The organism is Phenylobacterium sp., from assembly GCF_036821595.1.
In the GTDB taxonomy this organism is placed as follows: Bacteria; Pseudomonadota; Alphaproteobacteria; order Caulobacterales; family Caulobacteraceae; genus Phenylobacterium.
In genome coordinates this window covers 75881-88283 of sequence record NZ_DAISJG010000006.1, presented here as the reverse complement: position 1 = coordinate 88283, position 12403 = coordinate 75881, and the positions used below count along the sequence as shown (strand labels likewise).

At 71.3% G+C, this 12403-nt stretch carries 14 protein-coding genes; 6 read left to right on the top strand and 8 right to left on the bottom strand.

All coding sequences use genetic code 11. The features are described 5' to 3' along the window. Window positions 1–5 precede the first annotated feature (5 nt). From argF to V7Z97_RS05270, 3 genes are all read right to left on the bottom strand, one after another. Window positions 6–941: an ornithine carbamoyltransferase gene (argF, locus tag V7Z97_RS05280; RefSeq protein ID WP_334161896.1), complete on the bottom strand. Its 936-nt coding sequence runs from the start codon at window positions 939–941 to the stop codon at window positions 6–8. Then, the gene (locus tag V7Z97_RS05275) at window positions 938–2119 is read right to left on the bottom strand and encodes an aspartate aminotransferase family protein (RefSeq protein ID WP_334161972.1); all 1182 of its coding nucleotides are present in this window, start codon (window positions 2117–2119) and stop codon (window positions 938–940) included. The genes argF and V7Z97_RS05275 overlap by 4 nt, the downstream gene beginning before the upstream one ends. Before the next feature lie 181 nt (window positions 2120–2300). After that, window positions 2301–3119 (bottom strand): ABC transporter permease, encoded by an 819-nt coding sequence (locus V7Z97_RS05270; RefSeq protein ID WP_334161895.1) that lies wholly within the window; start codon window positions 3117–3119, stop codon window positions 2301–2303. Window positions 3120–3347: 228 nt separating this feature from the next. Between V7Z97_RS05270 and gcrA the strand changes: the two genes are divergently transcribed. The 3 genes from gcrA (at window position 3348) to V7Z97_RS05255 (ending at window position 5702) form a co-directional block, all read left to right on the top strand. Then, a complete protein-coding gene (gcrA, locus tag V7Z97_RS05265) occupies window positions 3348–3851 on the top strand; it encodes a cell cycle sigma 70 cofactor GcrA (protein ID WP_334161894.1) in 504 nt (167 codons plus the stop codon). Window positions 3852–3997: 146 nt separating this feature from the next. Then, window positions 3998–5455: an exodeoxyribonuclease VII large subunit gene (xseA, locus tag V7Z97_RS05260; RefSeq protein WP_334161893.1), complete on the top strand. Its 1458-nt coding sequence runs from the start codon at window positions 3998–4000 to the stop codon at window positions 5453–5455. A 28-nt stretch (window positions 5456–5483) separates the two neighbouring features. Continuing rightward, on the top strand, window positions 5484–5702 hold the full coding sequence (locus V7Z97_RS05255; protein WP_334161891.1) for a DUF2093 domain-containing protein: 219 nt from the start codon (window positions 5484–5486) through the stop codon (window positions 5700–5702). Here the strand turns inward: V7Z97_RS05255 and V7Z97_RS05250 are convergent. After that, a complete protein-coding gene (locus V7Z97_RS05250; RefSeq protein WP_334161890.1) occupies window positions 5699–6616 on the bottom strand; it encodes a lysophospholipid acyltransferase family protein in 918 nt (305 codons plus the stop codon). The two genes, V7Z97_RS05255 and V7Z97_RS05250, sit on opposite strands and share 4 nt — an antisense overlap. A 110-nt stretch (window positions 6617–6726) precedes the next feature. Here V7Z97_RS05250 and V7Z97_RS05245 point away from each other — a divergent pair, with 110 nt between their 5' ends. Continuing rightward, window positions 6727–7107 carry a helix-turn-helix domain-containing protein gene (locus tag V7Z97_RS05245; protein ID WP_325458973.1) on the top strand — a complete coding sequence of 127 codons (381 nt, stop codon included), beginning with the start codon at window positions 6727–6729 and terminating at the stop codon, window positions 7105–7107. A 13-nt stretch (window positions 7108–7120) separates the two neighbouring features. Further along, window positions 7121–7936 (top strand): histidinol-phosphatase, encoded by an 816-nt coding sequence (gene hisN / locus V7Z97_RS05240; RefSeq protein ID WP_334161889.1) that lies wholly within the window; start codon window positions 7121–7123, stop codon window positions 7934–7936. Window position 7937: 1 nt separating this feature from the next. Here hisN and V7Z97_RS05235 read toward each other — a convergent pair whose 3' ends face one another. From V7Z97_RS05235 to V7Z97_RS05220, 4 genes are all read right to left on the bottom strand, one after another. Further along, window positions 7938–9467 (bottom strand): alpha/beta hydrolase, encoded by a 1530-nt coding sequence (locus V7Z97_RS05235; protein ID WP_334161888.1) that lies wholly within the window; start codon window positions 9465–9467, stop codon window positions 7938–7940. 9 nt (window positions 9468–9476) lie between these two features. Then, window positions 9477–9785 carry an SCP2 sterol-binding domain-containing protein gene (locus V7Z97_RS05230; protein ID WP_334161886.1) on the bottom strand — a complete coding sequence of 103 codons (309 nt, stop codon included), beginning with the start codon at window positions 9783–9785 and terminating at the stop codon, window positions 9477–9479. A gap of 59 nt (window positions 9786–9844) precedes the next feature. Continuing rightward, window positions 9845–10744 carry a class I SAM-dependent methyltransferase gene (locus V7Z97_RS05225; RefSeq protein WP_334161885.1) on the bottom strand — a complete coding sequence of 300 codons (900 nt, stop codon included), beginning with the start codon at window positions 10742–10744 and terminating at the stop codon, window positions 9845–9847. Between the two features lie 80 nt (window positions 10745–10824). Beyond that, window positions 10825–11661: a class I SAM-dependent methyltransferase gene (locus V7Z97_RS05220; protein WP_334161884.1), complete on the bottom strand. Its 837-nt coding sequence runs from the start codon at window positions 11659–11661 to the stop codon at window positions 10825–10827. 234 nt (window positions 11662–11895) lie between these two features. On the opposite strand from V7Z97_RS05220, the gene V7Z97_RS05215 reads away from it, so the two are divergent. Continuing rightward, window positions 11896–12348: an Hsp20 family protein gene (locus V7Z97_RS05215; RefSeq protein ID WP_325458979.1), complete on the top strand. Its 453-nt coding sequence runs from the start codon at window positions 11896–11898 to the stop codon at window positions 12346–12348. Window positions 12349–12403 lie beyond the last annotated feature (55 nt).

Sequence of the window (12403 nt, the reverse complement as noted above, 5' to 3'; positions counted from 1 at the left end):
CAGGGTCAGCCGATGTGGCCGAAGCACCAGGCGAGAATGGACTTCTGGGCGTGGATGCGGTTCTCCGCCTCGTCCCAGATCAGGCTGCGCGGTCCGTCGATCACCTCGTCCGTCACCTCCTCGCCGCGGTGGGCGGGCAGGCAGTGGAGGAAACAGGCGTCCGGGTTGGCCAGCTCCATGAGCTTCTCGTCCACCTGGTAGGGCTCGAGCGCGTCGAGCCGCTCGTCGTGGTCGGTGTCGCCCATGGACACCCAGGTGTCGGTGATCACGCAGTCGGCGCCGCGCACCGCCTCGCGCGGGTCGCGGGTGGTCATCACCTGGCCCTGCTGCTCCTGGGCGCGGGCGAGGTCCACGAGGTCCGGGTGGTAGACGGCGGGGCTGGCGATGTTCAGCCGAAAGCCGAGCTTCGGCGCGGCGTGGATGAAGCTGGCGCACACGTTGTTGCCGTCGCCGATCCAGGCGAGGGTCTTGCCCTCCACCCGGCCACGGTGCTCCTCGAAGGTCATCAGGTCGGCGAGGATCTGGCAGGGGTGGCCCTTGTCCGAGAGGCCGTTGATCACCGGCACGGTGGCCGAGAGCGCCAGGCGCTCCACGTCCTCGTGGTAGTTGGCCCGGATCATGATGGCGTCGACCATGCGCGAGAGCACGCGGGCGGTGTCCTCGATCGGCTCGCCGCGGCCGAGCTGCATCTCCGCGGCGTTGGAGATGATCACGTCGCCGCCCAGCTGGCGCATGGCCGCGTCGAAGGAGAAGCGGGTCCGGGTGGAGTGCTTCTCGAAGATCATGGCCAGCGTCCGGCCGTCGGCGGGGCGGTCGGCGTCGGGGCGGCCCTTGGGCCAGCCCAGGCGCGCGGCCTTGCGGGCCTTGGCGTCGTCGAGGATGGCGCGGAGGTCCGAGCCCTCGAGCCGCCAGAGGTCGAGGAAGTGGCGGATCTGGCTCATGCCGCCGCCTGCGCCTTGGCCCGGGCGGCCTCGCAGGCCTTCTCCAGCTTCTGCATGGCCTCGCTGGCCTCCTCGATGGTGAGGACCAGGGGCGGCAGGAGCCGCACGCAGTTGTCGCCGCCGCCGGCGATCAGCAGGTGCTGGTCGCGGGCGTGCTGCATGAACTCGCGGTTCGGCGTGGCGAGCTTGACGCCGATCAGCAGGCCCTTGCCGCGGATGTCGAGCACGACGTCGGGGTAGCGGTCCTTCAGGCCGGAGAGCTGCTGGGTGAAGTAGCCGGCCACCTCGCGCACGTGGGCGAGCAGTTCGGGCTTCACCAGCTCCTCGAACGAGGCGACGCCGACGGCCATGGCCAGCGGATTGCCGCCGTAGGTGGAGCCGTGGGAGCCCGGGCCCATGCCCTTGGCCGCGTTGATGGTCGCCAGGCACGCGCCCACCGGGAAGCCGCCGCCGAGCGCCTTGGCCACCGCCATGATGTCGGGATCGGCGCCGCCCTCGGCCCATTCGTAGGCGAAGAGCTTGCCGGTCCGGCCGAGGCCGCACTGGATCTCGTCGTAGATCAGGAGCGTGCCGGTCTCGTCGCAGAGCTGGCGGATCTCGCGCAGCTGGGCTTCCGTCCAGGACCGGGCGCCGCCCTCGCCCTGCACGGGCTCCAGCAGGATGGCCGCGGTGGTCGGGCCGACGAGCGCCTTCAGGCCCTCGAGGTCGCCGAACTTGGCGCCGACGAAGCCGGGGGGCGGCGGGCCGAAGCCCTCCACATAGCTCGGGTTGTTGGCCGCGAAGATCGCCGCGATCGTCCGGCCGTGGAACGAGCCGTCGAAGCCGATGATGTCGATCCGCTCGGGGTTTCCGTTCGCCCAGTGGTGCTTGCGCGCGGTCTTGATGGCGCACTCGATCGCCTCGGCGCCGGAGTTGGTGAAGAACACCACGTCGGCGAAGGTCGCGTCGGTCAGCATCCCCGCCAGCTTCTCCTGGTTGGGAATCCTGAAGATGTTGGAGGTGTGCCAGAGCTTCTCGGCCTGGTCCTTCACCGCCTGCACCAGCTTGGGGTGGCTGTGGCCCAGCGCGGTCACCGCGATGCCGGCCATGCAGTCGAGGTATTCCTCGCCCTCGGTGGTGTAGAGGCGCACGCCCTCGCCTCGCTCGAACGCCAGCGGGGCGCGTGCGTAGACGCCCATGATGTGGTCGCTGGGAACGGCGGAAGCGGTGGTCGTCTGCGTCACCGAAGGAGCCCTCCAAAACGGAGCGTCCCCGCCGCTTGCGCGCCGGGGACCGGAAGGCTTGGCGTTTTCGTCCTCTAACGCCGGTGTGTCAATCGCGCCGGCGTGACAGCGTCCGGCGCCCGGCGACCGGCTGCGCCTAGGTCTTGATCTTGTAGCCCACCTCGAACATCCGCAGGCAGGCCCAGCCGGTGGCCAGGACGAGCGCCACGGTCATGGCCACGCCGATCCTCAGGTCGCTCTCCGCCTGGCCGACGAAGCCGTAGCGGAAGCCGTCGATCAGATAGAAGAACGGGTTGAAGTGGCTGGCCGAGCGGAACGGCTCGGGCAGGCGCTCCACGAGGTAGAAGGTGCCCGACAGGAAGGTCATCGGCATGATGACGAAGTTGGTCACCGCCGCCATGTGGTCGAACTTCTCGGCCCACAGCCCGGCCATGATGCCGATGAAGCCCATGATGAAGGCGGCGCCCAGGCCGAAGACCAGGATCGCCCAGGGCTGGGCGACCGGCAGGCGGGCGAACGGCAGGACGGCCACGAGGCTGACGGCGCCCACGACGATGCCGCGGGTGGCCGCGCCGAGGCCGAAGCCCACCACGTGCTCGCCGGGCGTCAGCGGCGGCGTCAGGAAGTCGCCCATCAGCCCGTTGAACTTCGCCTGCAGCAGGCTCGACGAGGAGTTGGCGAAGGCGTTGGACAGGATCTGCATCATGATCAGGCCAGGCGCCACGAAGGTCCCGTAGTCGACGCCATGCACGGCGCGGCCGCCGCCCACCGCGACCACGAAGACCAGCATGTAGAGCAGGGCCGTCACCACGGGCGCGGCGAGCGTCTGCATGCCGACCTTCATGAAGCGGCGGATCTCGCGCAGATAGAGGGTCTTCAGCCCCACCCAGTTCACGCCCGGATACTCCCGGGGCTGGGGCGGCGAAACGGCGTCGGCGGCGGCCATGTCCTTCATGCCTGCTGATGTGCGCCGCCTGCGCGCAAGCCGCAAGCCTGCGACAAAAACGCTGGCTGATGACGCTACATCTAGTTCCTGTGGACAAGCCCAAGGGCGCCTATTGTGGGCCTTAAGGAGTTGTTTACTACTGATGGTGGTTGGTAGGCGCTGAGGCTGCTCAACGCCACAAGATGTTGATCCGAGACCGCGGGGGCGCGGCCGGATCCCTGGGCTGGGAGAGGCGAAATGGGTTGGACGGACGAGCGTGTCGAGCTGCTCAAGAAGCTCTGGCAAGACGGCCTCTCGGCCAGTCAGATCGCCAAGCAGCTGGGGGGCGTCACCCGCAACGCGGTGATCGGCAAGGTCCACCGCCTGGGCCTGTCGGGCCGGGCCACCCCGTCCAAGCCGGCCCGCACCGTCTTCAAGGCGCCGCGCCCGGCGCGCCCGGTGACGGCGGCCCCCTCGGCCCCGCGCCGCATCGCCGAGCCGCCGGCGCTGGCCGCCGCCCAGCCCTCGCCCGTGCGCTATGTGGAGGAGGCCCCGGGCACCGCCACGGTGCTGACGCTCGGCGCCCACATGTGCAAGTGGCCGATCGGCGATCCGGCCATGGACAACTTCACCTTCTGCGGCCGCCGGTCGGGAGAAGGCCCCTACTGCCACGAGCACAGCCAGGTGGCCTACCAGCCGGCCCAAACCAAGAAGAAGTCCAGCGCCGCCGAGCTCGCCCGGAGCCTGCGCCGCTACATCTGAGATCCGCCTTCGCGCGGTGAGTGATCCGTTGGGGATGGGGGCGCGTCCGGCTCGCGGCGGTTTTCCGCCAGCAGGCCGGGCGCGCCCTTTCCCGTTTCTGGCGGTGCGTCATTGGGTTTCGGGGCCCGCATGGCTAACTTCCCCCAATGAGCGAGCCCGCCCCTGAGTCCACCGCCGCCGAGAGCGGCAATGCGCGGCCGTATTCGGTCTCGGAGCTGGCGTTCGCGCTGAAGCGGACGCTGGAGGACGCCTATGGCTTCGTCCGGCTGCGGGGCGAGCTGTCCAAGGTCACCCACCACTCCAACGGCCACGTCTACCTGACCCTGAAGGACGAGCGCGCGGCCATCGACGGCGTGGTCTGGAAGGGCCAGGTGAGCCGGCTGCAGGTGCGCCCGCAGCAGGGCATGGAGGTGGTGGTCACCGGCAAGATCACCTCCTATCCGCAGGGCTCCCGCTACCAGATCGTCATCGAGACCATGGAGCCGGCGGGCGTCGGCGCCCTGCTGGCGCAGCTCGAGCGGCTGAAGGCCAAGCTGCAGGCCGAGGGGCTGTTCGAGGCTTCCCGGAAGCGCCCCCTGCCCGCCATGCCGGCGGTGGTGGGGGTGATCACCAGCCCGACCGGCGCGGTGATCCGCGACATCCTGCACCGGATCCGCGACCGCTGGCCCTGCCGCGTGGTGGTCTGGCCGGTGGTGGTGCAGGGCGACGCGGCCGCCGCCCAGGTCTGCGCGGCGATCCGGGGCTTCAATGCGCTCGAGCCCGGCGGGCCCATCCCCCGCCCCGACATCCTGATCGTCGCCCGCGGCGGCGGCTCGGTGGAGGATCTCTGGCCGTTCAACGACGAGACCCTGGCCCGCACCGTGGCGGCCGGGACCATCCCGCTGATCAGCGCGGTGGGCCACGAGACCGACACCACCCTGATCGACTTCGTCTCCGACCGCCGGGCGCCGACGCCCACGGCCGCGGCGGAGATGGCGACGCCGGTGCTGGCCGAGCTGCAGGCGCTGGTGAGCGACCTCGGCGCGCGGATGCACCGCTGCGGCGGGCGCGCGGTGGAGGACCGCCGGGGCCGGGTGCAGCACGCCGAGCGGGCGCTGCGGCGCGTGCCGGACCTCGTGGAGCTGGCGGTGCAGCGGTTCGGCATCGTCTCGGGCCGGCTGGGCGCGGGCCTGGCGAAGAACGCCGCGGCCCATGAGCGCGACCTGGTGCGCGTGGCCTCGCGGCTCTCGCCCCTGCTGCTGCAGCGGCCGCAGCAGGTGCAGAAGGACCGGCTGGAGGCCGTGGCCGTGCGCCTGCAGCCAGCGGCCGAACGGAAGCTGGAGCGGCTGTCGGAGCGGCTGACCGCGCTTTCCAAGCTGCACGCCTCGGTGGACCCCGAGCGCCCCCTGGAGCGCGGCTTCGCGCGGGTGACGCGGGCCGACGGCTCGATCGTCCGCCAGGGCGCGGCCCTGGCCAGCGGCGAGGCGGTCTCGATCAAGTTCGGCGACAAGGTGACCCGCGAGGCGGTGATCGACGGCGCCGGCCGGAGCGAGCCTCCGGCCGCGCCGAAGCCCGCCCGTGCGAAGCCGAAAGCCCCCTCACCCGCGCAGGGCGATCTGTTCTGAGGCGCGCCGGACGGTTATATCGGCAGCCATGAACGCCCACGACCGCGACTTCTCCGGCCAGGACCTCGCCAAGCTGCACTACGGCGACGGCGAGTTCGCCGTGCTGAAGCCCGGCCGCTACGTCATCTGCGCCGTCACCGGCAAGAAGATCCCCCTCGAGCAGCTCCGCTACTGGAGCGCCCCCCTGCAGGAGGCCTATGCGGGCCCCGCCGAGGCGCTGCAACGGTGGAAGGAAACCAACGGCTAGGACCGCTTGCGCTTGTAGAGTTCGCTCGGCCAGCGCTTGTGGACCCAGAACCACTCGGCCGGGCGCTCGCGGATGCGCGCCTCCATCCACGCGTTGATCGTGCGCACGCCGGCCTCGATGTCGGCGTTGCGGTCGCCGGTGTCGGTGAGCCGGATCGGCTCGTGGACGACGACCCGGAAGCGGGCCTTGTGCATGCGCTGCACGCTCATCGGCTGCAGCGGGATGCCGAAGCGCAGCGCGAAGGACGACGGCCCGGGCGCGGTGTGGGCGATGACGCCGAACAGGGGCGCGGCGATCCCGCCGTTGAACTTCTGGTCGTTCATCAGGGCGACGGACTCGCCGCGGGACAGCGCCCGCAGCAGCTCGCGCGCGCCGTCCGTCCCCTTGGGCGCGAACAACCGGACGCCATAGCGGAACCGGCTCCGCCGGATGCGCTCGTCCACATAGGGGTTGTTGGTCGCCCGGTAGGTGATCTGGCAGGTGACGCCCGAATGGATGATCACCGCCGGCATGATCTCGAACGACGAGAAGTGGCCGGAGATGAAGACCACCGGGCCGGCTCCGTCGCGGATGGCGGCCAGCCGCTCGGCCCCCACCACCTCCACGCGGGACGGGTCGGCGATAATCCGGTCCAGGATCGGGAACTCGGTGAACCAGCGGCCCGCATGCGCCCACTGCTCGGCGAGCAGGCCCTCGATCTCGGCGTCGGACTTCTCCGGGAAGGCGATCCGCAGGTTGGTCTCGGCGACCCGGTGGGCGCTGGTCAGCGGGCCGAGCCTGGTGAACAGCCAGGCGCCGAAATCCGACACGGCGTCGATCGGGAAGGCGCGGGCCAGCGCCTCGGCCACGTCGTAGGCGAAGGCCTCCAGCCGCCACGCGATGTCCTGCCCCAGCGAGGGCTTCTTCTCCGCCATCCCGCCTAACTAGGGGGCGTCGGGCCTTCCGTCCAATTCGCGTGGCGCGCGACTTGCGGCGTGGACGGCCAAATGTCCCGGCATGGGACGGGGATGATGGGGTTGGCGTCATGAGCAGCGAGATCGACGTTCACCTGGGGCGCAGGCTGCGGCGCCGGCGCCGCCTGCTGGGGCTGACCCAGCAGCAGCTGGCGGCGGTCTGCGGCGTGCGCTTCCAGCAGATCCAGAAGTACGAGTGCGCGGCCAACCGCATGTCGGCCGCCCGCCTCTGGCAGCTCTCCGAGGTGCTCGAGGTGCCGGTGAGCTACTTCTACGAGGGCCTCTCCCAGGCCCAGCGAGAACTGCATGCGGCGGCGGGCGAAGGCGGCGGCGAGATGTTCGCCCGCAAGGAGACGCGAGACCTGATCCACGCCTACTACCAGCTGGGCGAGCGGCCGCGCCGCCGGCTGCTGGACCTCGCCAAGTCGCTCAACGGCGAGGCGGAAGGCTGATAAAGGGCGGGCCATGCCCGCCCTCTCCCCTGACAAGATCGCCGAGCTCGACGCCTTCCTGCTCGAGCTCAACCGGGTGGCCGCCGAGGCCACCCTGCCCATGTTCCGCGCCGAGCACGGCATGGTCGACAAGGGCGGCGTGAAGGGCTTCGATCCCGTCACCGAGGCCGACAAGGGCGCCGAGCGCGCCATCCGCAAGCTGGTCGCCGAGCGCTACCCCGACCATGGCGTGATCGGCGAGGAGTACGGCGAGGACCGGCCCGAAGCCGAGTTCGTCTGGATCACCGACCCGGTTGACGGCACCCGGGCCTTCATCGCCGGCCTGCCGCTCTGGTGCACGCTGATCGGCCTGCGGGTTGAGGGCCGCCAGGTGCTGGGTTCGATCGCCCAGCCCTATCTCGACGAGGTCTATGTGGGGACGCCGCAAGGCTCGCGGCTGGCGGCGCGGGGCGGCGTCTGGCCGCTGAAGGTCCGCTCCTGCCCGAAGCTGACCGACGCGGTCATCGCCACCACCGATCCGGAGGGCTGCTTCGACGGCGCCGAGCACGGCGCCTGGACCCAGGTGCGGGCGGCGGCGAGGCTCGCCCGGCTGGGCTGCGACGCCTACGCCTACGCCATGGTCGCCACCGGCCAGATCGACCTCGTGGTCGAGGCCGGCCTGCAGCCCTGGGACGTGGCCGGCCTCGCCCCGCTCATCGAGGGCGCCGGGGGCGTCGTGACCGACTGGCGCGGACGCCCCATGCCCGAGCGGGGCGGACAGGTGGCGATCGCCGGCGACCGCGCCTGCCTGGAGGAGGCGCTGGTCGCCCTGAAGCGATCGGCCAAATAGGCTAGACGGTCGCCGGCTTCTTCGCGCCGGCCTTGGGGGCGGCGGGCTTCTTGGCCGCGGCCTTCGGCGCAGCGGGCTTCTTGGCGGCGGCCGGCTTGGCCGCGGCGGCGGGCTTCGCAGCCGGCTTGCCGGCAGGCTTGGCGACGGCCTTCGGGGCGGCGGCCTTGGCGGCCGGCTTGGCGGCCTTGGGCGCGGCGGTTGTCTTGGCCGGAGCCTTGGCGGCGGGCTTCGCAGCCGCCTTCGGCGCAGCGGCCTTGGCCGGCGCCGGCTTGGCCACGGCCTTGGCGGCCGGCTTCTTCGCCGCAGCGGGCTTCGCAGCCGTCTTCGCCACCTTGGGAGCCGCAGCCTTCGGAGCCGCGGGCTTCGGGGCAGGCTTGGCGGCGGCCTTGGGCGCAGCGGACTTGGCGGCAGGCTTCTTCGCCGCCGGCTTCTTCGCGGCCGCGGGCTTGGCGGCCGGGGCGGCGGCGGTCACGGGCGCGGCAGGCGCACTGGCCGCAGGCTGCGGAGCGGGCGCGGGCTTGGGGGCTTCGGCGGGCTTCGGCGCAGGCGCCGCAGCGGTCGGCTTCGGCGCTTCGGCAGGCTTCGGCGCGGTGCGGCCGGTCAGCATGTCGAACGCCTTCAGGAAGATGTTACGCATCTCGTCGGTCTCCATCAGGATTTCGTGGTAGGCGCCGGGGACGTTGACGAACTTTCCCTGCGGCAGGTGTCGGGCGGCGGCCGCCTGGGCGGCGTTGTCCACCAGCTTCTCTTCCCCGGCCGAGACGATGGTCACGGGCGTGGTCACCTCGCGCAGGCGCTCGGGCCTGGCGAGGAAGGCGGTGGCGCGGAAGGCGAAGTCGAGCCAGCCCCAGGTGGGCTGCCCCAGGGCGAGGTCCGGGTGCTCGGCGACGATGGCGCAGTTGCGGGCGAAGCGCGCCCGGTCGTGCGTCAGGATGTTGGTCTCGAAGTCGTCCTCGGGGGCGGCCCGACGGACGTCGCGGACGTAGCGCGCCGCGCGGCCGGCGAGCACCTGCAGCCGGGCCATGACCTTGGCCTGGCCCGGCGGGGTCTTGCCGGTCTGCACGCCCAGCATCGGCGCGGAAAGCAGGGCGCCGGCGAAGCGGTTCTCGCCATGCGCCAGGGCCAGCAGGGTCAGGCAGCCGCCCATGGAGTGGCCCACCGCCAGCCAGGGGGCCGGCAGCCGGGCGGCGAAGGCGCCCAGCAGGGCGCGGTAGTCGTCGAGGAACGCCCTGTAGCCGTTGGCGTGGCCCTTGAGCCGGTCGGCGAGCTCACGATGCGACAGCCCCTGGCCGCGCCAGTCGTGGACCAGCACCACGAAGCCGCGGGCGCGGAAGTCCTCGATGGTCTCGAAGTACTTCTCGATGGGCTCGGTGCGGCCGCCGGACAGAACGACCGAGCCGCGCGGCGTCCCTTCCGGCCGGAACAGGGCCGCGCGCAGCTTCGCCCCGCCGTGGCCGACGAACCACTCGGCCGACCCGCCGGCGGGGACCGGATTGTCGCGTGTCGGAAACAGGGGCGCCGGCTCGGCCATGGGCGTCCCTTAGCCCGTGCTGGAAAACAGAGATTGAATCTGCGGCAGGAGCTTCATGGCCAGCCCCATGTCGGAGAGCTTGAGTCGGCCGGTCATCACCGCGCGCATCGGATCGAGCTCGCCCTTGCCGAGCGCCTCCAGGTCCTTGCGCGCCACGCGCACCACGAGGTCGGCCGGCAGGTCGCCGTTGCTGACCTCATTGCCCTGGATGTGGATGAACCCCTCACCCTTCAGGTCGAGCTTGATGGACCGCTCGAGGGCAGCGCCGGACGCCGCCGCGCGGCGGATCCGATCCGTGATCTCCTCGATGGTCGCCATGCCCCCCGGCCTCCCGACTCACCGTCGAGCTTCGCTTTGCAGGCGAGCGAAGTAAACCGTCAGGGTTGCGTTGCGGAAGGTTTCACGAACCTCAGCGTCATTCGGTCGCTCTCGCCGATGGCGTCGTAGGGGGCGTGGTCGAAACTGGCGTCGTCCGGCTGGCCGCGCGGGCTGGAGCGGCGCACGGGCGGCAGGGTCCAGACACCGAAGGGATGGTCCTTGGTGTCCTTTGGATTGGCGTTGATCTCGCTGGCCGCGGCGAGCTGGAAGCCGGCCTCCTCCGCGAGCTTGATCACATAGGGCTGCTGCACGTAGCCGTCGGCGGCCAGCACGTCCTGCACCGCGCCGATGTTCGCCCGGTGCTCCTCGACGCCCAGCACGCCGCCCGGCTTCAGGGCGGCGAAGGCGTCGCGGAACGCCTTCTCCGCGATGCCGGCGGCCATCCAGTTGTGCAAGTTGCGCAGGAAGAGGACGAGGTCGGCGGTCCCGGCCGGCGCTACCGGGCCGCTGGTCGGGCCGAAGGCGGTGATCTCCACCTGACCGTAGAGCCGGGGCTTGTCGGCGAGCTTCCGGCGATAGGCGTCCACCGCCTGGGCGGCCACCGGATCGGCCGGATCGGTCTGCAGGTTGGCGGCATAGAGCTTGCCGCCCGTGGCCGCCAGGAACGGGGCGACGATGTCGGTGTACCAGCCGGCGCCCGGCCAGAACTCCACCACCGTGTGCCCGGGCTTCAGGCCCCAGAACTTCAGGCTCTCGACGGGATGGCGCCAGGCGTCGCGGGCCCGGTCGGCGGGCGGCCGCCAGTCGCCGGCCACCGCGCCCTCGATGGTGGCCGGACCGCCGGAGGCCGCGGCCTTCTTGGCCGGAGCCTCGGCCGCGCCACGCGGACTGCAGGCGCCGAGCGCCACGGCGCCCAGCAGCACGAAGCGGCGGGAAAGGTAGGGAATGGGGCGCGCCAAATCGACCTCGTCACGCCCCCCGGCATCTGACATCGGCAGCCGGAGTAGCCTGCGCCGCAGCGGCGGTCAAAGCCGCAGCGTCACGAAGGCTTCACGAAGCGGAGCGTCATGCGGTCGCTCTCGCCGATGGCGTCGTACTTGCTGCGGTCGAAGCTGGGATCGGCCGGCTGGCCGCCGGGCGCGGTGCGGCGCGTCGGCGGCAGGGTCCAGACACCGAAGGGATGGTCCTTGGTGTCCTTCGGGTTGGCGTTGACCTCGGACTGGGCGGCGAGCTTGAAGCCGGCCTTCTCGGCGGCGGCGACCACGGACTTCACGGCCACATAGCCGTCCGTCACGCCGGGCTTCTCCGGACGCGGGTCGGCGCGGTGCTCCTCAACGGCCAGGACGCCGCCGGGCTTCAGCACGTCGAAGGCGTCCTTCATCACCTTGTCCAGCATGCCCTGCTGGAACATGAAGTTGTGGATGTTGCGGGCGGTGATGACCATGTCCGCCGATCCCGGCGCGCCGAGCGGTCCGGACTGCGGCCCGAAGTTCACCACCTTCACCGGCCCCCACTTGGCGGCGTCGGCGTACTTGGCCTCGAAGTCGGCGCGGCCCTTCTTCGCACCTTCCGAGATGTTGGGATTGGCGAGGTCGGCGCCGGTGGTGACGTAGGTCCCGCCGGTGGCCTTCGCGTAGGGCGCGAGGATCTCCGTCCAGTAGCCCGAGCCGGGCGACAGCTCGATCACCGTCTGGCGCGGCTTGAGGCCCCAGAAGGCCAGGGTCTCGGCCGGGTGGCGCCACTGGTCGCGGGCCCGGTGCTCGGCGGCCCGGGCCGGGTTGTCCACGGCCGTCTTCAGCTGGGCGTCGGCCGCCTGGGCGGGCGCGGCGGCGACCGTGACGGCGAGGGCGGACGCGGCGAGGAGGGCGCGGAGCATGGCGGTTTCATCCCAATCAGCAGCCAGCGGGGCCTGGCTTTTCGGGCGCCACCCTCGCGTGCGGGACGGCGGCTGGCAAGGCCCCGATTGGGCTCTTGAACCCGCAGGCGCGCGCCCTACCTCTACTGGCGGAAGGCGCTGGATGTCCGGGCCTTCCGGGGCGCCGCGCGAGGCCTGATGGCTCGCCGACAGCTCCGAAAACGCAACCTTGCTTGTCAAGAAGGATGTGACCGCATGCGTACGATCGACTTCTCCCCCCTCTATCGCTCCGTCGTGGGCTTCGACCGGCTGGCCGACCTGCTCGAGTCCGCCACCACCGAGGCCGCCACGGGCTATCCGCCCTACAACATCGAGCGGACCGACGAGAACGCCTACCGCATCGAGATCGCGGTGGCCGGCTTCCGTCCGGAAGAGCTCAATGTCGAGGTGAAGGAGAACCTCCTCACCGTCCAGGGCCGCAAGGCCGCCAACGACGAGACCCGCCGCTACCTGCACCGCGGCCTGGCCGAGCGCAATTTCGAGCGCCGGTTCCAGCTGGCCGACTACGTGGTGGTGACGGACGCCAACCTCGCCGACGGCCTGCTCTCCATCTCGCTGAAGCGCGAGCTTCCGGAAGCCCTGAAGCCGCGCCGGATCGAGATCGGCTCGGGCAAGTCCCCGCTGATCGAAGGCGAAAAGGCCGCGTAAGGCCGAAAGCCTCTCAGCCCGAACATGGGGCGGTCCCGCGAGGGGCCGCCCTTTT